This is a genomic window from Flavobacterium flabelliforme, assembly GCF_017948675.1.
Classification (GTDB): domain Bacteria; phylum Bacteroidota; class Bacteroidia; order Flavobacteriales; family Flavobacteriaceae; genus Flavobacterium; species Flavobacterium pygoscelis.
This window is the reverse complement of the sequence record NZ_JAGFBU010000001.1, coordinates 1,227,577-1,250,338: the sequence shown is the minus strand read 5'-3', so window position 1 is coordinate 1,250,338 and position 22,762 is coordinate 1,227,577. Positions and strand designations below refer to the sequence as shown.

The 22,762-nt window shown below is 32.5% G+C and carries 15 protein-coding genes and 1 tRNA gene; 8 read left to right on the top strand and 8 right to left on the bottom strand.

Going from position 1 to position 22,762, the window contains the following annotated elements; translation table 11 throughout:
- Positions 1–7: 7 nt before the first annotated feature.
- From J3S90_RS05470 to J3S90_RS05455, 4 genes are all read right to left on the bottom strand, one after another.
- A complete protein-coding gene (locus tag J3S90_RS05470) occupies positions 8–2,845 on the bottom strand; it encodes a carboxypeptidase-like regulatory domain-containing protein (protein WP_210645296.1) in 2,838 nt (945 codons plus the stop codon).
- Between the two features lie 436 nt (positions 2,846–3,281).
- The gene (locus tag J3S90_RS05465) at positions 3,282–4,493 is read right to left on the bottom strand and encodes an MFS transporter (protein ID WP_210645294.1); all 1,212 of its coding nucleotides are present in this window, start codon (positions 4,491–4,493) and stop codon (positions 3,282–3,284) included.
- 250 nt (positions 4,494–4,743) lie between these two features.
- Positions 4,744–5,784 carry a Gfo/Idh/MocA family oxidoreductase gene (locus J3S90_RS05460; protein ID WP_210645292.1) on the bottom strand — a complete coding sequence of 347 codons (1,041 nt, stop codon included), beginning with the start codon at positions 5,782–5,784 and terminating at the stop codon, positions 4,744–4,746.
- Between the two features lie 106 nt (positions 5,785–5,890).
- Positions 5,891–6,958 (bottom strand): NADH:flavin oxidoreductase/NADH oxidase, encoded by a 1,068-nt coding sequence (locus J3S90_RS05455; protein WP_210645290.1) that lies wholly within the window; start codon positions 6,956–6,958, stop codon positions 5,891–5,893.
- A 189-nt stretch (positions 6,959–7,147) separates the two neighbouring features.
- Between J3S90_RS05455 and rseP the strand changes: the two genes are divergently transcribed.
- From rseP to J3S90_RS05415, 8 genes are all read left to right on the top strand, one after another.
- A complete protein-coding gene (rseP, locus tag J3S90_RS05450) occupies positions 7,148–8,491 on the top strand; it encodes an RIP metalloprotease RseP (RefSeq protein ID WP_210645287.1) in 1,344 nt (447 codons plus the stop codon).
- Between the two features lie 103 nt (positions 8,492–8,594).
- Positions 8,595–8,668: transfer RNA gene (locus J3S90_RS05445), tRNA-Asn, on the top strand.
- Between the two features lie 410 nt (positions 8,669–9,078).
- Positions 9,079–9,663, top strand: coding sequence for an NUMOD4 domain-containing protein (locus tag J3S90_RS05440; protein ID WP_210645285.1), 585 nt, complete (start codon positions 9,079–9,081; stop codon positions 9,661–9,663).
- Between the two features lie 305 nt (positions 9,664–9,968).
- Positions 9,969–11,441, top strand: coding sequence for an alkaline phosphatase PhoX (locus tag J3S90_RS05435; protein WP_210645282.1), 1,473 nt, complete (start codon positions 9,969–9,971; stop codon positions 11,439–11,441).
- Positions 11,442–11,508: 67 nt separating this feature from the next.
- Positions 11,509–13,326 (top strand): cytochrome c peroxidase, encoded by a 1,818-nt coding sequence (locus J3S90_RS05430; RefSeq protein ID WP_236023888.1) that lies wholly within the window; start codon positions 11,509–11,511, stop codon positions 13,324–13,326.
- Positions 13,327–13,624: 298 nt separating this feature from the next.
- Positions 13,625–14,653 carry a hypothetical protein gene (locus tag J3S90_RS05425; protein WP_210645280.1) on the top strand — a complete coding sequence of 343 codons (1,029 nt, stop codon included), beginning with the start codon at positions 13,625–13,627 and terminating at the stop codon, positions 14,651–14,653.
- 14 nt (positions 14,654–14,667) lie between these two features.
- A complete protein-coding gene (locus J3S90_RS05420; protein WP_188049332.1) occupies positions 14,668–15,507 on the top strand; it encodes a polysaccharide deacetylase family protein in 840 nt (279 codons plus the stop codon).
- 205 nt (positions 15,508–15,712) lie between these two features.
- Positions 15,713–17,959 carry an inorganic phosphate transporter gene (locus tag J3S90_RS05415; protein ID WP_210645277.1) on the top strand — a complete coding sequence of 749 codons (2,247 nt, stop codon included), beginning with the start codon at positions 15,713–15,715 and terminating at the stop codon, positions 17,957–17,959.
- 294 nt (positions 17,960–18,253) lie between these two features.
- On the opposite strand, the gene J3S90_RS05410 is transcribed toward J3S90_RS05415, so the two are convergent.
- Genes J3S90_RS05410 through J3S90_RS05395 form a run of 4 tightly spaced genes read right to left on the bottom strand, consistent with a single transcriptional unit; the run spans position 18,254 to position 22,744 of the window.
- The gene (locus tag J3S90_RS05410) at positions 18,254–19,471 is read right to left on the bottom strand and encodes a murein hydrolase activator EnvC family protein (RefSeq protein ID WP_236023887.1); all 1,218 of its coding nucleotides are present in this window, start codon (positions 19,469–19,471) and stop codon (positions 18,254–18,256) included.
- A 58-nt stretch (positions 19,472–19,529) separates the two neighbouring features.
- Positions 19,530–20,342: a DUF4292 domain-containing protein gene (locus tag J3S90_RS05405; RefSeq protein WP_236023886.1), complete on the bottom strand. Its 813-nt coding sequence runs from the start codon at positions 20,340–20,342 to the stop codon at positions 19,530–19,532.
- Positions 20,342–21,691 carry a tetratricopeptide repeat protein gene (locus J3S90_RS05400; protein WP_210645273.1) on the bottom strand — a complete coding sequence of 450 codons (1,350 nt, stop codon included), beginning with the start codon at positions 21,689–21,691 and terminating at the stop codon, positions 20,342–20,344. The genes J3S90_RS05405 and J3S90_RS05400 overlap by 1 nt, the downstream gene beginning before the upstream one ends.
- Positions 21,692–21,733: 42 nt before the next feature.
- Positions 21,734–22,744 carry a sugar phosphate nucleotidyltransferase gene (locus J3S90_RS05395; protein WP_210645271.1) on the bottom strand — a complete coding sequence of 337 codons (1,011 nt, stop codon included), beginning with the start codon at positions 22,742–22,744 and terminating at the stop codon, positions 21,734–21,736.
- Positions 22,745–22,762 lie beyond the last annotated feature (18 nt).

Sequence of the window (22,762 nt, the reverse complement as noted above, 5' to 3'; positions counted from 1 at the left end):
TTTTTATTTATAAATTAATGTATAGATTCACAAAATAGGTTCTACCGTATCCATAGAAGTATTTATTACCAAATGAAGGAGTGCCACTAGAAAAATCTTGGTTCATTCCTCTAAAATTAGCATTTCGAGATTGCTCATAACCGCCTGATTTATAAGTAACATCAAGCACATTATTAATACTAGCAAAAACCCCTAAATTCTTTCCGTATACGCGCCAAGATTTTCCACCAACTAGGTTCAAAAGCATTAATGGATCAAATTTTTCTTGTTTCAATAACTCTTTTGCTCTCTCCTCTGTTGCTTCTGGAAAGTTGAAACCAGAAGCTGGATTTTTGTAGAATATTTTAGTTCTAGAAATCGCTGCTATATCAATATACGTATTAGTGAGATAATTTATGTTTGCACTCAGCCACCAATATTTTGGATCTCTATATTCTAAACCAAATGAATAAGCTCGCTGTGGCATTCCGGCTTGTTTGTAATTTCTAAGGGAAGCTGTTCCAAAATCAAAAAGCGGATTTGTATTTTCTAAAGAGGCTTTGGCGTCATTAATCAAAGTAACATTGGGATTACTCGCATAAGTATACTCTCCAAAACCGGCAGAAAAAGTAGTCTTGAAAGTAGCGCTTAATTGGTATTCTAAACTCAATTCGGCACCAATATTTTTCTTGCTTAATTGAGTTAATGTTTGGCTTACAAAAGCATCCGTGTTTAAATATCCCGCACCATTATCAAAAATTCCTTCGGCATAAAAAAAGGAAATTTGAGTACTATTTTTTATTAAAGAATAGTAGGTTGTTAATCTCCCTTTTAATTTTGGTGATCGATATACATAACTTATATCAGCACTATTTATATTCTCACTTTCTAAGTCATTGACTAGTGAATTATTCAAACGAGAATTTGCAAAAGTATTTCGTAATGAAGGTGCTTTGGTCATATGTGCCGTATTGAAAGCAAGCAATTGTTTGCCAGAAATTTTAAAGTTCAATCCGCCTTTAAAACCAAAATCTTCAAAGGTTACTTTTTCACTTTTCCCAAAAGAATTAGTTTCATAAATTCCGTTTTTATACAAACCTTCTCTTTGATAATCTCTAACAGAAAATTGTTGGGCTAGATAAAAATCGACTTTGTTATAGGTAAATTTAAATTGAGTAAAAGCTTCGATTACAGTAGCCAAATAATTAAAATTGTATCCGTAAGTATCACCAACTACTACTTGCCTGTCAGGATTATTAAGATCCGATTGAGATTGTGTGCCTTTATAAAAAGGATCTATGTCATCAAAATACAATCCACCCAGTAAGTCTAATAAATGCTGAGAATAATGCGATTTTAATTTTTTGAATGAAGCCCCAGCATTCAGAAATATATTGTCAGAGAGTTGCGAACTCAAATTAGTGTTTAATGCAAGGGTTTGGTCTTCTACTCGATCTTCGTATAAAACATATTTACTTTTTTTTGGTTCATACCCTGATATAATGCCATTAGAATCTAGAATAGGATTTTGATTGGCTTTATATATTGCATTCCAATCTATTTGTGAATGAGCTAAAAATAATGATTTACTTTTCTCGGCATTTTCATAATCTGGTATAAAAGCACCAGAAAATTCTCCGTTATCTTTTGCATATAAAGAACTAAAATAACTAGGCATTTTTCTGTAATAAGATGGATCTGGACTATCCGCATTTTGATAATCAATGTTACTATTTCCTATTTTTCCAAACTGGTAGGTTGCACTAGAATTTAAGTTCGTTTTATCATTAATTTTAAAATAATGATTGAGCATAATTGTGGGCATTTCAATGGTTTTTACACGAGCATTTCGTTTTTTACCGTCTTGAAAACCCCAATAGGAATTGTATTTCACATTAGTTAACGCTGTCACTTCTGCAGTATTAGGAGAGTTTTTAGCTCTTGTGTTGGGCGTGTAGATTGCAGTTAAATTCAAAGAATGATTCTGCCCCAATTTCTTTTCAATGCTTATAAAAAAGGAATTAGCATCATAATTCGTCCCTTCGAAATAACCTTCTTGTGCCCAACGTTTTCCTGCCGAAATAACAAAAGCCCAACCATTAGCATACATTCCAGAAGCATAAGTGGCCATAGTACGCCAACTGTAATTGGTATTAGTTCCTGAAAAAGTGATTCGGGAGCCAGGTCTGTATATTGAAGCGCGAGTATTTATTTGTTGTGTTCCTAAAATTCCTCCAAAAGCATAATCAGAAGGAGCCGTTCCTAATGTAAATTCTTGATTACGCAAGGCGTCATTTAATCCGCCCCATTCTCCCCATTGTGGTCTGCCATCATACATTTTATTCATGGAAACGCCATTGATCATCAATGTAGAATATTCACTATCTAATCCCCGAACTCTAAAACGAGCTTGTCCCCAATTGAAAGCGGCTGCTTGCAAAAAAGCATCTCTTGAGGATTGCAAAAGTCCCGATGTACTCTCAGAACTACTATTTTCATCACTGAAATCACTTTCTAAAAGTGTAATGATACTGCTTTGTTGTTCTAAGGTCTGATCTTCTTCTAATGCTATAATTCCTAAATCTAACTTATCTCCTTGGTTCATTTCTATTGGATACAAAGCATCTTTGAATCCTTGACTGCGAACAAGGATCAATAAATGACCCGAAGGAACGTCATCAAAACTAAATTGGCCATCCGTCTTAGTAAGTTGCATCAAATTCGTATTCTGGATACTAACTACTACGAAACTCAATGGTTTTTGAGTTTTAGATTCGATAACTTTTCCAAAAAAACTATTGCTATTTTGTGCACTTGAAAACCAAAATTGCATTATAAAGACAATCGTAAAGTAAAATTTATTCATAGTATCAAAATGGTATTAATGAGTACGTTTAGAAAAATGCCAATAAAAAAGATTACAATATTTGCAACAAAAAGTTCAACCCATAAAATAAAATTACAGGTTGAACTAAAAGTTTAGTGGTATTTTTTTTTGAAAGAAAACAACACTAAATAATTAAAAATGTGATTTGGAAAAGTGGCAAAAGCCTTCTATATACTATTGCTGAAAAATGTGGTATTTAAATTCAGCACTTAATAGATTCAATTGAAAGAATAATAAGGTTAAATATAATAATAAAAACTATAACTTATTGATTTACAATAAAATTATTTTTTACAAATATCTAATATGATGTTTTTACATTTGATTTTAAAACAAAAAGAAATACAATCCCACAATAGTTTTGGAGCGAGACAATATGGATTTTCTAAAATAGAATCATGTTCGTTCAATAAAATTATTCTATTGCTTCGATTTTAGAAACCATAAATGCGATTAGAACTCCAAAAACACCGATGAATGCGAATGAAAATCGCAGGTTAGATAATTCAGCTATGTAGCCAATAATAGGTGGTCCTAGTAAAAAACCTAGGAAACTAACGCTCGAAACCGTAGTTAAAGCAATACTTGGAGAAACATTTGGATTCTTACCGGCAAGGCTATAAACAGTCGGCACAATCGTAGAAACTCCGAGTCCGACTAACATAAAGGCAAGAGTTGCAGGAATGATAAACGGAAAAAACACCGCTATAAAAAGTCCAGTTGAAATCATTATTCCGCTGATTTTTAGCACATTCTTCCTTCCAAATTTACGAATTAAGCTGTCTCCAAGGAATCGTCCTCCAGCCATCATAATCATAAATGAAATGTACCCTAAAATTACTAATGGTCCCGGCGCCTTGACGACATCTTTGAAATAAACGCCACTCCAGTCAAACATAACTCCTTCGCTGGCCATGCTACAAAACCCAATTATTCCCAACCAAATTAAAGCAGAATCTGGTTTTGAAAACATTTTTTTCTTTTTGACTTTGATGGTTTCTTTAGCCTTTATTAAAAATTTAAAATTGAAAGCCATCATTAAAAATACTACTCCACCCACAATGAGAAAGTGAATGTATGGAGTTAAATCGAAGGCAAGCATTACTAATCCTACTAACGCACCCATGAATCCTGCAAAGCTCCACATACCGTGAAAAGAGGACATAATAGTTTTTTTGAAAAGTACTTCGGTATAAACACCTTGAGTGTTTACAGCAATATTAGAGAGATTCCCGAAAATCCCAAATACGAATAATGCCGCTGATAATTGCCAAGCGTTGTTTGCCAAACCTATATTTGTTAAGCTAAAAACGTAAAATAACAATGAAAACACTAACATGCGATGACTCCCAAAACGACTCACTAATTTTCCAGAAAATGGCATAATTATTAATTGTCCAAATGGAAGCGCAAATAAAATGGTGCCTAAATCTCCTTCACTGAGTTGCAAAGTTGTTTTGATATCTGGAATTCTACTCGCCCAAGTAGCAAAGCACAAACCCATTCCAAAATAAAACATAGAAACTGCCCAACGAATTCGGTTTAAGTACGAAATCTTAATGTCTCTATATTGCTTTTTGAACTTTGCTTTTGTTTTTGACTTTTCTAAGAAGTTTAAATCTATCAAACTGATTTTTTTTTAAATTTTAATTGGCAAAAATACGACAAGCAATTGGCAATTCAATGAAAACTAACGAGCCTAAAAAATTTACAACGTTATTGTTTATAAAATTAAAGGCTTGATCTTGATTAATGCATAACTAAAGATTTTTAAAACTTTAAAACTGGAGAAATAATATTTGATTAAATACACCTACAAGGTTTTGAAAACCTTGCACGATAATAGTCATAGACAAAAATTTATTTCGTGTAAAACACTATAAATCAACCACTTTTTTCTGAGAACTACTTTCAATTGAAGCTTCGATAATTTGCATTACATGAACGCCATCTTTTGCAGTTACTGGCTCTAAACTATTATTTATGATCGAATTATAAACACCATCAAAAAAAGTATAATAATTTCCTTGAAGTGTAGAGATACTTTTTTTTACAATTTCACCATTGATCTCCGTGTGTAATAACCCTTCTTTTTCAAGTGGTTCAATTCCCCAAGTAGTTAGATTTGGTTTTTTTCCTAATTTTAATTCGTCTTCTTGAATATCGCCCCGATGTTTTAAGAATGAACCCTTTTTTCCGTGAATAACATACGCTGGATTTGCTTCTCGAACAAAAAATCCTGCTTTTAAACGGACCCGAAAAGTAGCATAATACAGTACAATATCAATATAATCATCTACTAAGGAATGTTCCCGAGTAATACGAATATCAGCAAAAACGGAATTTGGTAAACCAAACAAGCACAAAGCTTGATCTATAATATGAGGACCCAAATCCTTCAAGATTCCCGATCCAGAATTAACAGTTTCTTTATGCCGTTTCGGACTCAGCGACGGATTGTATCTGTCAAAATGAAATTCAGCTTCTACAATTTCGCCAAGAACCTCATCAGAAATAATTTTCTGTACGGTTTTAAAATCGCTATCCCATCTTCTATTTTGAAAAACGGCTAATTTCAGTCCTTTTTCTTTGGCTAAAGCCGATAATTCCCGAGCTTGAGCAACGGTTGTAGTAAATGCTTTTTCGACAATCGCGTGTTTGCCTGCGAGTAAAACTTTTTTAGCATACTCGTAATGCGTTTCAACGGGCGTGTTCACGACAACTAAATCAACATCATCTTCCAGAAGTTCTTCTATTGTAGCATAGCTTTTTACTTCAGGAAAATCGTGATTTATTAATTTTTTACTTCTTTCCCAAGAACCAATAAGTTCAAAACTAGCATGGAAACTTAGAAAAGGAGCATGAAATACTTTTCCAGACATTCCGTAAGAAAGTAAGGCTGTTTTTATTTTTTGCATAATAAAATAGTAGAATATTTATTTGAAAAAAGTAAAACACGAATTTAACAAGCTTGGACTAAATTAATTAGTGCAAATTCGTGAAATTCGTGTTTATGTAGCCAAGTTATATTTTAGCTCTTTCGTATTGTTTTGGCCATTGCACATCAGCCTCTAAATCATCAGCGAATGTCAATCCTAAATTAGGATTTCTAAGCGATTCTCTAGCAAACAAAACTAAATCTGCTTTTCCAGAAGCCACGATTTCCTCTGCTTGAGTAGCATCGGTAATTAAACCTACTGCTCCTGTTAATATTCCAGATTCCTTTTTTATACTTTCGGCAAAAGGAACTTGGTAACCTGCACACAATTTGATTTGTTGGTGTGAAACTGCTCCTCCTGAAGAAACGTCAATTAAATCGACACCTTTTTCTTTTAATATTTTAGAAAGCTGAATTGATTCTTCAAGATTCCATCCGCCTTCAGCCCAATCTGTTGCTGATATTCTAATGAACAAAGGCAAGTTTTCCGGCCATTCTGATTGTACTGCCGCAACTACTTCAAGGGTTAATCTTATTCTATTTTCAAAACTTCCACCATATTCATCGGTGCGAAGATTAGATAAAGGCGACATAAACTGATGTAACAAATAACCGTGAGCTCCATGAATTTCGAGTACTTGATAACCTGCTTCAAGAGCTCTTTTAGTCGCTGATTTAAAATCTGAAATCACTTTTTGAATTCCATTTTTATCCAATGCTATAGGTGCTGTTTCATTGTCATGGTAAGCAATAGCACTTGGCGCAACGGTTTCCCAACCACCATTATCATTAGCTACTTTTCTACCACCGTTCCATGGGGAAGCAGCACTTGCTTTTCGTCCGGCATGTGCCAATTGAATTCCGGGAACTGAATTCTGACTTATAATAAATTGGGTGATTTGTTTTAGTTTTTCAATTTGTTCGTTTTTCCAAAGCCCTAAATCTTCAGGTGAAATTCTACCTTCTGGAGAAATAGAAGTGGCTTCTTGAATGATTAAGCCTGCACCACCACTGGCACGACTGCCTAAATGAACCAAATGCCAATCATTGGCAAAACCATCAGTTGCTGAATATTGGCACATCGGAGAAATGGCGATTCTATTTTTGAGTGTGATACTTTTTATCGAAAGAGGAGAAAATAATTTTGAGGACATCATGATGTTTTTAAAATGAAGTTAAGACGAAAAATTTGTTTAGAAAAGTAAAGTTACGCGACTACCCTGAAACACTATATTCATTTTATAATAATTAACAAAGTTTTAAAACGTTATGGAATAATTATTGTAAATTAAACAAATAGAAAACCTTACTTTTGTGAGTTAAAAAAGAACTAAAATTAAAAAATGGACATATTTATAAAGCTTTCTCAATTTTTATTGAGCTTATCATTACTGATTATACTTCACGAATTAGGACACTTCATTCCTGCAAAATTATTCAAAACCAGAGTCGAAAAATTTTACTTGTTTTTTGATGTTAAATATTCCCTTCTAAAAAAGAAAATTGGCGAAACCGAATACGGAATCGGTTGGTTGCCTCTTGGTGGTTATGTAAAAATATCTGGAATGATAGACGAAAGTATGGACAAGGAGCAAATGGCATTGCCACCTCAACCTTGGGAATTTCGCTCTAAACCAGCTTGGCAACGTTTGATAATTATGTTAGGTGGAGTTACGGTAAACTTTATTTTAGCATTCATCATTTATATCGGAATGGCATTTGCTTATGGCGATACTTATATCGCTACTTCGGATATGAAAGATGGCTTGTTGATTGAAAATAAAGCTATGATGAATATTGGTTTTAAAACTGGCGATAAAATCTTGGCAGCTGATGGCGTGAAAATACCAAAATTTGACAATGACATCACCATGAAAGTTATTATGGCAAAACAAGTCTTAATAGAAAGAAATGGAGTAGAACAAACTATAAAAATACCAAGTGATTTTGTAGATCAATTGTCAAAACATGAAAAAGGTCCGTTGATGAGCATCAGAATGCCATTTGTGGTAGCGGCCATTTCTGAAGATTCAAAAAACACCGCTTTACAACCAAAAGATGTTGTATTAACCTTAAACGGACAACAAGCAAAATATTATGATCAAGCAAAAGCAATACTGGAGAGCAATAAAAACAAAACAATTCCAGCGACTGTATTAAGAGATCAAAAAGAAGTTGAAGTTCCTGTTATTGTATCTAATGATGGTAAATTAGGAATTGGTGTTGGAGGATTAAGTATGAGTAATCTTGAAAAACTAGGTTACTATAAAGTTAGCAAACAAGAATTTGGTCTTTTAGAGGCAATTCCTGTTGGAATTACAAAAGGGAAAGATCAATTAGTAGGTTACGGAAAACAATTAAAAATGATTTTTAGTCCAAGTACCGGTGCATACAAACAAGTAGGTGGTTTTAAAGCCATATTTGATATTTTTCCTAATACTTGGAGCTGGGAAACGTTCTGGAATATCACCGCTTTATTATCAATAATGCTTGGTGTAATGAACTTATTACCTATTCCGGCCCTAGATGGTGGTCATGTTATGTTTTTATTATACGAAATTGTTAGCGGTAAAAAACCGAGTGACAAATTCTTAGAGAATGCGCAATTAGTTGGTTTTGTTTTACTTATAACTCTATTACTATTCGCAAACGGAAACGATATTTATAAAGCAATCGTCGGCAGATAAAAAAAATAAAAAAAAGTTGGTTTTTTATTTGCACAAACCAAATGATAGCCTATCTTTGCACCGCTTTAAAGATGTAACGCAAGTTGATTTTTACTGCTCAGTTTCCTTCTTAGCTCAGTTGGTTAGAGCATCTGACTGTTAATCAGAGGGTCCTTGGTTCGAGCCCAAGAGAGGGAGCTTTTACAAAAAGACTTTACAGCAATGTAAAGTCTTTTTTTTTGGAATAAAGTGAATACCCTTATTTTCTAATGCGAGTAATATCGTTCAAAACTAGCTTGAAACACCCAATTCAGTAGCTTTTAGTGTGATTCATTATAAATGTCAAGCTTTTTTTATTAGATTTGAATCAGTTGCTAAAGTGTATATCTTATTTACATCAAAAATTAAACTCGTTTTCCATTTTAAAAAATTATTATTTAGAAATACTATTTTACATAGTATAATAAATACAGCAGATAATACATAAAATAGTAGATCTAGCGTTTAATTTTATAATTGTACTTAAATTATATCCGGCTTTTGACGGAACTCCTGAATAACAAAGAAAAATTTAAATTTATAATAGACTTATTATGAAACTTGAAGAAATGAAAAAGATAATCGTTTACCCAAACGAAGAGTTCAAAGAAATAGAAATCGAGGATAAACTCAAATTACGTTATGCAGTGTCAAACAAAGGACGATTAATTAGTTTTGTTGACAATATAAAAATAGGAAGAGAATTAAAAGGAAGTATTACCGACGGCTATAGAATGTTTAGGTATAAAATTTACGGCGAAGAAAAAATTAAAAACAAACACAAATTTATTTATAAACTTGTAGCAGAATATTTCATTCCTAAAACATCCGAAGATCAAACTTACGTTTTACACTTAGACAGAAAACGCGATAACGACGACTACAGAAATCTAAAATGGGCAACCAAAGAAGAAATGGAAGAACATAGAAGAAAAAGCCCTTTTGTAAAACAAGCACAAATAAATCTGATAGAACATAATTTACAGTCGGACGGAAAAAAATTGACTGTTACAAAAGTGATGCTGATAAAAAAACTTTTGGCAAAACCCAATCAAACGACTAGAATAAAAATGATTGCCAAACAGTTTGGTGTAAGTGAAATGCAAATTAGAAGAATTAAAACTGGTGAAAATTGGAGCCAAGTAAAAGTCTAAATCAAACCAAGACATATAATTTTTGTGAAATTTTTGAAAATTCAAAAAGCTTTCAAATCATTATAAAAAAAGACTATCTCAAACAGATGGTCTTTTTTTTTTGCTAAAAGACAAATAAAATATTTCCCTTTGAACTCATTATCTACTAAGTTCTATTATTCACTGTCTTTTCTTTACTTAAAATTAACGTACTAACATTGCCATTACTTACTCTTAACAAAATGGTCATTATTTACCTAAACTACTTTAACCTCATTACAATTTGTTCCGTGTTTCTTTGTCAAAAATAATTTAAATAAAGAATCATGAAATTTAATTACCTGAAACAACTCGGAATTTTATCTGCAGTCAGCTTATCAGTTGTAAGTTGTCAAAATGACTCAAATGAAGAGAAACCGAATTCATTAATAGATTTTAATACGTCTTCAATGCCTGCTCTAGTAGTACCAAAAGAAGGTTTTGAAAACTTAAAAATTAATTCGCTGATCAGTAGTACTGATGTTTTATCGCAATCACCTTCATTTGTCTATGGCGCGCAACCCGACGGAGCTGGATTCATGAAAGATCCAAATGGAGAAGGATATATGATGATCACCAATCATGAGATTTTAAAATCAGTTTCAAGAGTCTATTTTGATAAAACACTAAAGCCTGTAAAAGGAGAATACATCGTTGACGGAATTGGAGGAATGACCCGATTGTGTTCAGCAACATTAGCTACTCCAGCCATTCACGGGTTTGGACCAATGTTTTTAACAGCTGGAGAAAGTGGAGAAGAAAGTATGGTGCACGGGATTGATCCATTTAGTTTAAGTAGCCAGAAAAGTAGAACCGACCGCGTATTACCTGCTTTAGGAAAAGCAAGCATGGAAAACGCTGTTCCGCTTACAAAAGCAGCCTACTCTGGCAAAACAGTAATTCTAATAGGAGAAGATCAAGGATATGCTACAGGACACACAAGCGCAGGACAAGTTATCATGTATGTAAGTGATGTTGTTGGTGATCTTAATAACGGTAAATTATATGCCTTAAAAAGAAATGATGGGGTTCAAGTAGAAACTACAATGAAAGTAGGAAGTTCCTTTGAAGTATCATTTGTAGAAATTCCAAATGCAAAAAACTTAACGGGAGCTGCTATAAACAAAACAGTAAACAACTTAGGAGCCATTCGCTTTTCTAGAGTTGAAGATATCGATTATAGAAAAGGATCTGCTAAAAATAATAGAGAAATTTACTTTACTGCTACAGGACAAGCTAGTAATAATGCTCCAGTAGAAGGATATACCATGTGGGGAAGAGTTTATAGGTTGGTACTGAACGATACTAACCCATTAATAGGAAAATTAGAATTAGTAGTTGAGGGCGACTCTACTCCTGGAACTGGAATTATAAATCCAGATAACATTTGTGTAACAGAAAACTATGTTTACATCCAAGAAGATGGCGATTCCTATTATGCAGATGCAAAACACGATTCGTACATCTGGCAATACAATATCGCAACCAAGGCAAATAAGCCTTGGATGACTATGAATCACAAAAGAGATGATGCAGTTTGGAATGCCACTTACAATCAAACCAACACTACTAAATTAGGAAGTTGGGAATATGGTGCAATGGAAGATATATCTGATGTAATTGGAGTACCTAATACATTTATCCTAAACATTCATCCACATACTTGGCAAAAAGATGCTTTCCTAAACCCTGACGGAAGCGGTGTTAATACCAATAAAGAAGGTGGACAAACTGTTATAATAAGAAATGTACAACGATAATATTTGATTATCAATTATACCAAGACAACCTTTACTAGGTTGTTTTGGTATATATAATTACCTCAAAATGAAATTCAATCAAAATTGTATTCTAAAAATTAGTCTTATTCTGTGTTGCAGTCTGGTAATGATTTTACAAAGCTGCAAAAAAGAATACACTACTTTGAAAGTTCAAAAAGAGTTATTAGCTGATATTGAAAATCTAGAGTTAAAAACGAACCATTTTCAGAAACTGGCTGAAAAAGAAACGGATCTAAATAAATTAAAACAGGCTTTTGCACATACACGCCTAGCTTATAAAAAAATAGAATGGGCGGTAGAATATTTTACTCCTGATCCAGCACGTTTTATAAATGGTCCTGCATTAGATGAACTAGAAGTTGCCGAAAATAAGTTTTTACCGCCAAATGGTTTTCAAGTAATTGAAGAAATTCTCTATCCAGAATATGATTCTAAAAACAAAACTACTTTAGTTCGAGAGATAAAAATGATAAAAGCAAATTTGAATCAGGTTAAACAAAGTATTAGTGTGATAACCATTTCTGATGATTTTGTTTTGGACGCTATAAAAATGCAAGTAAATCGCATTCTCGCACTTGGAATTACAGGATTTGATTCTCCGCTTGCACAATTATCAATTCCGGAAGCCAAAATAGGTTTGAATTCTATTAGCAATTTGATTAGCAAAATGGATTATCATGGAGGCGAATCTACTAAACTAGTAAAAGAAATAGTAAATAGCTGTAATGAAGCATCCAAGTATTGCCAAACAAATAATGATTTCATCACTTTTGATAGAATTTACTTTATTACCAATTTCTTAAATCCTATCTATAAAAATTTGATTGCTTTTCAAAAAACAAACGCAATAAAAAATATAGATCAGAATAGTGTAGTCAATCCTAAGGCAACAACTATTTTTGATAAAAATGCGTTTGATGTAAATGCTTTTATTCCTTCAAAAGAATATCAATATACCGCTGAGAAAGTGGCATTAGGCAAAAAGTTGTTTTCAGAAAATAGGTTCTCAAAAGACAATACTAGAAGTTGTACCTCTTGTCATAACCCTAAATTAGCTTTCACAAATAATTTAAAAAACAATGTTTCGTTGCAAGGCGGAAAATTAGCTCGCAACACACCTACTCTGACTTATGCTTCTTTACAAAATGCACAATTTTGGGACATGCGACAATTAGATTTAGAAAAACAAAGTTCAGATGTTATTCAAAATAAAGAGGAAATGCACGGAAATGTGTCCAATATTATTGGATTTCTAAATAAGGACAAAGCCTATTTCAAATTATTCCAACAGGCATTTCCAAAATCAAAACAAATACAAGAATGGCAAGTTCAAAATGCTTTGGCCAGTTATGTACGTTCCTTAAATGCATTTGATAGTAAATTTGATAAGTACATGCGAGGAGAATCTAATGTTTATAGCAACCAAGAAAAACTAGGTTTTAATTTATTCGCAGGCAAGGCAAAATGTGCCACTTGTCATTTCATTCCGCTTTTCAACGGAACAGTTCCGCCAAAATTCAATAAAACGGAGCATGAAGTTATTGGCACACCTGAAAATCAAAACAATTTGAAAATAAGTCCCGATTTAGGAAGATATAAACAACATCAAATGGAACAATTAAAAAATGCATTCAAAACGCCTACTTTAAGAAATGTTGCTATAACTGCACCGTATATGCACAATGGCGTATTTTCGAGTTTAGAACAAGTAATTGATTTTTATAATAAAGGTGGAGGAATTGGTGTTGGTTTAAAAGTTGAAAATCAAAGTTTAGCTCCTGACAAATTAAATCTTAATGACAAAGAGATAAAAGCGTTAGTTGCTTTTATGGAGACCTTAACAGATGATAAATACGTAGAATAGATAGTATAAGACATCAAAGTCTAAACCGAAGTTTGTTTTTGTTTTTTTTTACTTCTCTTTATCCTGAGAGAAGTTTTTTGAGAGACCACCCTTATGGATGGTCTCTTTTTTTTATCAAAAATTCCAAGGGTTATTGTAATGAAATGTAATTGTATCAAAAACCGTAAATTATATAAAAAATACGACATTCAGAAACAAATTTATACCATTAGGCATTCTTTTAAAATCATATCTTTGTACGCTATTTAATAATAAAAACTTACTTTTTACTTTTACTTAATACTCAACAGTACTACCTATGAAAAAATCAATTATTGCATGTATCACTCTTCCTGTAGTACTATTAAGTATGATGGCTTGCGACCGCAGTAAAGCAGCAGATCCTAAAGACAGTTTAGATAAAACCGAAACGATAAAAGCAGATTCTGTACAAAAAACAAAAGCGCTGACTATTGACACAATTGATTTTGATAAAAGAAATGCTGCCTTAAGTGTAAATGACACAACCGGTAAATGGCCAGTAAAAGCTCCTTATCCTTTACCAGGTGCTATTTTGCCTTACAATAGAATCATTGCATATTATGGGAATTTATATTCAACCCGAATGGGAGTTTTAGGAGAATTTCCTCGTCAAGAAATGTTAGAAAAATTAAAAGGGGAAGTCGCTAGATGGCAAGCTGCAGACCCAACTATAAAAGCAATTCCAGCTTTACACTATATTGCAGTTACCGCTCAAGGTGCTCCAGGTAAGGACAATAAACACCGCATGAGAATGCCTTTTAAACAAATTGATACCATTATTAGCTGGGCAAAACCAATTAATGCGCTTGTTTTTTTAGACATTCAAGTAGGACATAGTACTGTAAAAGAGGAAGTGCAGCAACTGGCTCAATATCTTTCAATGCCTAATGTACATCTTGGTATTGACCCAGAATTTTCTATGAAAAATGGAGAACGTCCGGGTTCTAAAATTGGAAATTTCACAGCTCAAGATATCAATGATGCTATTGACATTTTAGTAGACTTAGTTCGCAAAAACAACTTGCCTCCAAAAGTGCTAGTGGTACACCGTTTTACACAAGGAATGATTAAAAACTATAAGGATATCAAAACAGTTCCTGAAGTTCAAATCGTGATGCACATGGATGGTTTTGGCAGTAAAGTATTAAAAAGGTCAACTTATTTGCGTTATATTTATAAAGAACCTGTTCAATTCACTGGTTTTAAATTATTCTATAAAAATGACAACAAGAACGATTGGGAAATGTATACTCCAGAAGAATTAGTAAAATTTACTCCAAAACCAGTTTATATTCAGTACCAATAATTTAGTTTTAGATTATGAAAAAAATTATTATTTCTATTTTTTTAGGCCTTTTTTTATTTATAAGTTGCAAAAAAGAAACATCTGAGGTAAAGCCAGAAGCAACAAGTGACACTCTTTCGGTAAAAAAAACTACTGATAAAAAAGTCATAGCAGACGCCGCAACGATTCTCTCTAAAAAAGAAGTGCCAATATTATGTTATCACAATATAAGGGAGTTTAAAAGTACTGCTAGCGATGTGATGAAGACCAATACGGTAAAACCTGCCGCATTTGCTGAACAAATGAAAACTTTGTCTGAGGCTGGTTATCATACTATTTTACCAGAACAATTATACGACTATTTAGTATTTGATGGAAAGCTTCCAGAAAAACCAATCATGATTACTTTTGACGATACAAGAGTGGATCAGTATAATATTGGTGCGGTAGAAATGAAAAAATATGGTTTTAAAGGAGTCTTTTTTGTTATGACAGTAGCTATAAACCGTCCTGGTTATATGACTAAAGAAGAAATAAAAACTTTGTCGGATGAAGGACATGTCATTGCATCACACACTTGGGATCACCACATGGTAACAAAATATGCTGATGAAGATTGGAATACCCAATTTGTAAAACCAAAAGCAAAATTAGAAGCAATAATTGGTAAACCTGTTACTGACTTTGCTTATCCTTTTGGTCTATGGAATACGGCAGCAATTCCAGAATTAAAAAAGAGTGGTCATAAAATGGCTTATATCTTATCTACCAAAAGAGATTCTATAGATCCTCTTTACACCATAAGAAGAATTATTATCTCCGGAACCTCCTCTCCACAAGGAATGCTGAAGTCTATTGAATCTTCTTTCAAATAAAGCAGTCAAATTACTCGTCCTAAAACATAAAATAAAAAGCAGCTATCTAGGCTGCTTTTTTATTATATGTCTATTTTTCATGTTCCTTTTACTTCAAATTTGTACTTTAGACACTTATAGCTGGCATAACTTTTTAATAACATTAAGTTAACATGCAAACAAAATTCTTAAAGGACTTTTGTAAAAATTAAAAACGCAAAGTACTATGGAGCAGATATATGTTATAATGTTAATCGTATTAGGCGTTTTAGCTATTATAGATCTAGTAGTTGGAGTCAGTAATGATGCCGTAAACTTCTTAAACTCCGCTGTAGGTTCTAAAGCAGTTTCTTTTAAAACCACCATGATTGTGGCTAGTCTTGGTGTATTAGTGGGCGCCATGTTTTCTAGCGGAATGATGGAAATTGCTCGAAGCGGTATTTTTGTCCCTAGTATGTTTAGTTTTAATGATGTCATGATTATTTTCTTGGCCGTTATGATATCCGATATTTTATTGTTAGATGTTTTTAACTCTTTGGGATTACCAACTTCTACCACTGTTTCAATTATTTTTGAATTATTAGGCGCAGCTGTTTGTTTGGCTCTTTACAAAATTTACACTTCCGACGAGACATTAGATCATTTAGGAATGTACATCAATACCAAAAAAGCCTCTACAATTGTTTACAGTATTTTACTCTCCGTAATTCTGTCGTTCTCTTTGGGAAGTTTTATACAATACATTTCGCGTCTTATTTTTACTTTTCATTATGAGAAAAAGCTAAAATATTTTGGCGCAATCTTTGGCGGAGTAGCCATTACAGCGATAACCTTTTTTATTTTAATCAAAGGACTTAAAGGTGTTTCATTCATCTCTTCGGAACAATTTGAATGGATTGATAAACATCAGTTTTTAATTCTTGCCGTAAATTTTGCTGTATTTCTTATACTTTCCCAAATACTAATAAGTTATTTCAAAGTCAATATTTTACGTGTTATCATTCTCATCGGAACATTTGCTTTGGCTTTGGCCTTTGCAGGAAATGACTTAGTCAACTTTATCGGAGTACCAATTGCGGCTTTTAATTCCTATCAAATTTTTCAGGGAAGTGGCGTTTCTGGCGATTCCTTTATGATGGGCGCTTTGGCTAATGACGATATTGTTGCTCCATTTTATTTCCTATTATTAGCTGGAGTGGTAATGGTTGTGACTTTGTGGACTTCGAAAAAAGCGAAAAGTGTAATAGAAACAGGTGTAAATTTATCCCGACAAGGCGAAGGTGATGAGAAATTTACACCCAACACAGCTTCTCGATTTATTGTACGATTCGGAGTGTATATTGGTCAAGCTATAAATGTTTTTCTTCCTAAAAAATTACAGATTAAAATTGACAAACGATTTGAAAGTGTAAAGAAAACAACCAAAAAAACTGATGACGAGCCCGCTTTTGATATGGTTAGAGCTTCGGTAAACTTAATGGTTGCCAGTATATTAATTTCAATAGGTACTTCTATGAAATTACCGCTTTCTACTACTTATGTAACTTTTATGGTTGCAATGGGAACTTCCTTTGCTGACAGAGCTTGGGACAGAGAAAGTGCTGTATATAGAATTGCAGGTGTATTCAAAGTAATTGGTGGTTGGTTTTTTACAGCAATTATTGCCTTTGTATTGGCCTTTATAATGGCTTATATTTTAAAAGTAGGTGAAATATTCGCTTTTGTTGGTTTGTTACTTATGTTAGGAATTATGTTGTACAACAGTTCTAGAAAACACAAACAAAAGATTAAAAATGAAGAGGAAATCAAAAGTTTGCGTAAGGAAGATATCGGAACTGTAAAAGAAATGATTACCGAGAGTTCTGCACAAATTTCAAAAGTATTTCGCAAAACCAGTGCTTTATATTCAAACTTAATTGATAATTTAAGTATGCAAGATTTAGCAAAATTAAAAGAAAATAAGAAAGATCAAAAAAAGTTAGAAAAAGAAATTGATGAGCTAAAAAGTAATGTGTTTTATTTAATAAAAAACCTAGATGATAACTCCGTTGAAGCAAGTAAATTTTATATTTTAATTTTAGGATATTTGCAAGATATGGTTCAATCCATCGATTTTATTACCACCAATAGTTATTTGCACGTTAATAACAATCACAAAAAATTAAAATTCAATCAGATAAAAGGGCTTAAAAATATTGATACCCAATTGCAGCATTTGCTACAATTATTAGAAGAAAGTTTTAAGAATGAAGACTTTCATCAAATTGATACAATTTTAAATGATAAACAAGCATTATTAGACACTGTTTCAGATTTGATAACAAAACAGATCAAAAGGATTAGAACAACAGAAACAAGTCCTAAAAATAGTAAATTGTATTTTGCGCTATTACTTGAATCTAATGATCTCGTTAAATCATTAATGAATTTATTAGAGTTATTCAAGGAATTTAATAATGTCAATAAAGAGTAATTACTGATTAATCGCACTTTAATAAACGACTAAAATTTTAGCTTTTTAATACGGTTGTAATGTGATTTATTTAAAATTTTGATCAATGAAAATCTCCATTTCTACTCAACGAATTTTAGAACTTTCAATCACATTTTATGTAATAAGATTCTAGATGATTGAAGATTTATTACTCTTGGTGTTTTAAAAAGCTCTAATTTCAGGAATACGTAATCACTAAAAGTAAACCCATAAAAAAAGCACTATCAAATTCTTAATAATTTGATAGTGCTTTTTTGTATGTTGTCGGATTGCTTATCTTCCGGATAACCAATTATCAGGGTCATTGTAAGTCGTATTTTGAAGAATCAAGAATTTAAGAACTGTTTTCCCAGTCTCTCCATTGGTTCTAACTGTTCCAATACTTTGCTTAATGCTTACCTTATCTCCTTTGCTTACGCTCACAGAACTTAAGTTTTGATACACCGTAAAATAATCACCATGTTGTATCATTACCGCTTTATTTACCGGAGACAACACAATTACACTTGTGACCTCACCACCAAAAACGGCTCTAGCATTCGCTCCTTTATCCGTTGTGATCTCAACACCACTATTGTGAACTGTAATAGTATTAAAAAGTGGATGGGTTTGATTTCCGTAGCCTAAAGATATGTATCCCTTTTCGACAGGATAAGGTAATCTACCTCTATTGGCTCTAAAATTGTCTGCTATTATTTTTGCTTCTGGAGTTAGTTCTATAACAGATGATGAAACTGCTGCTGTAGAAACTGGTTTACTCGGGTTCGCTTTTGCTTTTTCTAAAGCGGCTTTTCTATTGGCAGCTGCAATAGCCTCTCTAATTAATTTATTAATTTGTCTATCAACAAGTCTATATTCTTGTTGCTTTTTACTAATTTCTTTAGAGATCTTATTTTTATCTTTTTTGATAACATTAACCAACTTTACTTGCTCTTGTTTCTCTTTTTCTAATGATATTCTTTCTCTTTCATTTTCAGCAATCAACTTTTGTTTGGCTGTTTTTTGAATGTTAAGTTTATCATTAAAATCAACTAGTTTTGTAGATTTTGATTTAATTTCTTCTCCTTGCATTTTTCTATACCCAGTATATTGCTTCATGTACTGCGCTCTTTTGTAAGCTTGCAAAAAGTTTTCAGAAGACAATAAAAACATAGCTCTACTTTGCTCCGATCTACTTTTATATGATTTCACAATCATTTTAGCATAATCCTCTTTAAGAATCTCTAGCTCTTTTTTGAGTTTATTAATCTGAACTTGATTAATATACATATCATTACTCAACAATTTAGTTTGCTTTTCAGTAGTATTTATTAATTTCTCTTTCAGTTGTATCTTTGTGTTTTGAATAATAACCACATTAAAAGCAGACTTTTCTTTTTTCTTTACGCTCTGCAATAGCTTTTCATTGTCTCGAATTTCTTGTTGAATTTGAGCTTTACGTTGTTCTAATTTTTCTTGTTGGGATTCCTGACTCCATAGCAATGAAGTCATACAGATAAAAATTAGGGTAAGGAGAAATTTTGGCATATTAAAAAATATTTTTGCAAATTTACTTAATTATAATTCTTTTGTAGCCTTTTGGAACACTATAAGGAAAAGAAAGTTCTTCATTAAAAGTAATCGAGTTGTAATCTAGATTAATTTCGATATTTCCTTTCTTCTGAAATGTATTAATCTGTACAGCGGTAGGCAATGTTCCCTCGTTATAGACTTTATTGTCTGCATAAGCTACTTTTATAGTACGCTCTTCTGCCGTTTGTGTGATTTCTTGTTTCTCAATCAAGAATTTTGTAGCATCCAAAAAGAATGATTTTTTTGTATTTTTATTGGATGCATCCTCTAATCGGTAAGTCTGCTCCAATAATGATTCTAAATATTTACCTTTTGTTAAATCATCAATAGCCTGTCCTAACAACATATTTTGAATTTTACTATAGTCCAAATCCGTACCCAACCATTCGCTTAAACTACTAAAATCTCCTTCAAAATACTTGCTATTTATCTTTTCATAATAATTAACAGACGTAGGAGTAATCAAAGCTTTAGCCATTGTTATTCCCAAAAATCGAATGCTTACTAAAATCTGTTCGTCTTTTTTTATTCTGATTTCGGCTGTTACATTTTGGGTTTGCTTGTCATCAGCATAACGCACATTAGACTTAATATATAATGTAGAAAATTGAATTTTATTGTTGTAATAATTTTCAATTATTTTTTTGGCCGTCATATAATTTGCTTCTTTTACGGGTTCATTACTTGCCGCAACTGCAATCGCTTTTGATTTACAAGAAACTAATGCCAATGAACTTACTAAGCAAATTAGTATTGCCGATCGCATTCTTGTTACTGTTGTATTTTTCATTATTTTTTTTCTTTTAATAATTGATTGGCTTTAGAAAAATACAATTCTTTTTTCTTAAAATCTCCTAAACCATTATAGGATTCTCCCAATTGAATGTTGAAATTTATTTCTAATTCCTTATTCTCCACTACATAATCCATGCCCATTTCTAGTAAGTCCTTTGCTTTTTTATAGTCTTGCAACTGATTTTTAGCCAAACCTGCGTAATAATAAAACTCCGGCTGTGTGGGAAAACTCTCGATCATTTCTGTTGATTTTTTGGCAACAACATCAAATTGTGTCATTTCGGTAAAGGCTTGCAACAAAAGTAAATTAGTCTCTAAAGCTTCCTCTGGCCGACTAACTGCCGATTTCTCATAATATTTTATAGCGGTAGCCCATTCTTTTTTTGCATGAAAAAATCTCCCGATCTCTTTTGCAACATCAACAGATTTATCCGTGTCAAAATAATTTACCGCTTTCTCTAAATCAGTAGCATATTGTGGGTTTTTGAAGCTAAAAATCAAAAACTCATTGAGTATTCTATGTTTAATTTTAGAATCAATTTTAGAACTAGCCAAAACAACATTCATCGCATTAATTGCTTTTGGAGCATCATTTGCTTCTAAATAATCTTTGAATAAAGTGACTTGCGCCCACTCTGAATTCGGAATTGCTTTTTCAAGCTTTTTTACAATTTCAAAAGCTTTAGTTTCCTCTTTGTTTTTAGAATACAAAAAAATCAAACTCAAATAATTCGATTCTTCTTTTGGATACTTTTCAATTTGAGCAATTAAGTTGGTAATCTCTATGTTTTGAAACTTTCCTTGAGAAAGAATCTGGCTTTTGTATAATTCTCTTCGCTCCGTTTTGCCGATATTTTCCTCCAACTCCTGAATTAAAACTAATGCTTTTTCAAATTGATTGGTTGCCATATACAAAGACGTTAAATCTTCCTTGTACTTCGGATCAAATTCAATTAGTTTTTGGATGACAATAATTCCTTGATTAAAATTTTTAGTTTCGTAACAAACATCATACATTCCTACCCAAAACCATTTATTTTTTGGATCAATTTTAGCAGCACTTTCAAAATAATTATAGGCATTTTTATAGTCCTTTAAGGCTAAATAATTTTTCCCTAATTCAAAATAAATTGATGCTTCATTGGGTTTAATTTTATTGGCTTTGTCTAAAACGACTATTGCTTTATCATAATTTTCAATTCCTTTTTGAAGCAAGGATTCGTAAAAATAATCTTGAAATTGATCTGCATCTGACTTGATTTCCTCGGGTTCCGTTTGTGCCCACAGCAAAGCTGAATTGCATTGCAAAACGAATAATAAAATTATGTAAAACGGTCTTTTCATAATTTCTTTTTTATCCTACCCTTTAATCAGGCAGTGTATCGATTATTCTAAAACAGAATAATCTCCTATGCTAATGTTTGTAAAGTTACCATCAAAACTGGCGTGATTTCCAATCATTGCATTGTCTAAATTGGCATTTTTTACATGGGAATGTGTTTGAATCAAAGAATTTTTTATTGTGCTATTTTGCACATGGCAACCGTCTCCTAAAGAAACATTAGGACCTACCGTTGCATTAATTAAAACTACATTTTTACCAATATAGCAAGGTGCAATAATAGTTGAATTTTCCTGTTTTACATCATAGTCAACTAAATGTTCTCCATCATTGTGCAAGAATCCTAACATTCTAGAATTGGTTTCTACAGTTACATTTTTGTTTCCACAGTCCATCCATTCCGCTACTTTTCCCGGAACAAACTTCATCCCTTTGGCCATCATTTGCTTGATACCATCATTGATCTGGTATTCACCACCATGAATAATGTTGTTGTCTAATACTAGTTGCAATTCGTTTTTTAAAACGGCAATATCTTTGAAATAATAAATTCCAATTACAGCCAGATCGGATACAAATTCGGCTGGTTTTTCGACCAACTCTACTATTTCATTAGCGGCATTTAGTTTTACTACACCAAATGCTTCTGGTTGATCAACTTGTTTTACCCAAATTACACTATCAGCCTCTTGGTCTAAATCAAAATCAGCTCGAATTAGTGTATCGGCGTAAGCTATAACTGCTGGTCCGCTCAAAGAATCTTTCGCGCACATAATTGCGTGACCGGTTCCTAAGGCTTCGTTTTGGTAATAAATAGTTCCTTTAGCGCCTAATTTAGTAGCAATAGCAATTAATTCTTCTTCAACTTTTTTGCCAAAACTTTCGTGAATAATAAAGGCAACTTCCTCTATTTCTTGTTGTAAAACACCTGCAATATCTTCGACTAAACGATGTACAATTGGTTTTCCGGCAATAGGAATTAATGGTTTAGGAATAGTTAATGTATGTGGGCGAAGGCGTGATCCACGACCTGCCATAGGAACGATTATTTTCATATTATTTTTTTAACCGCA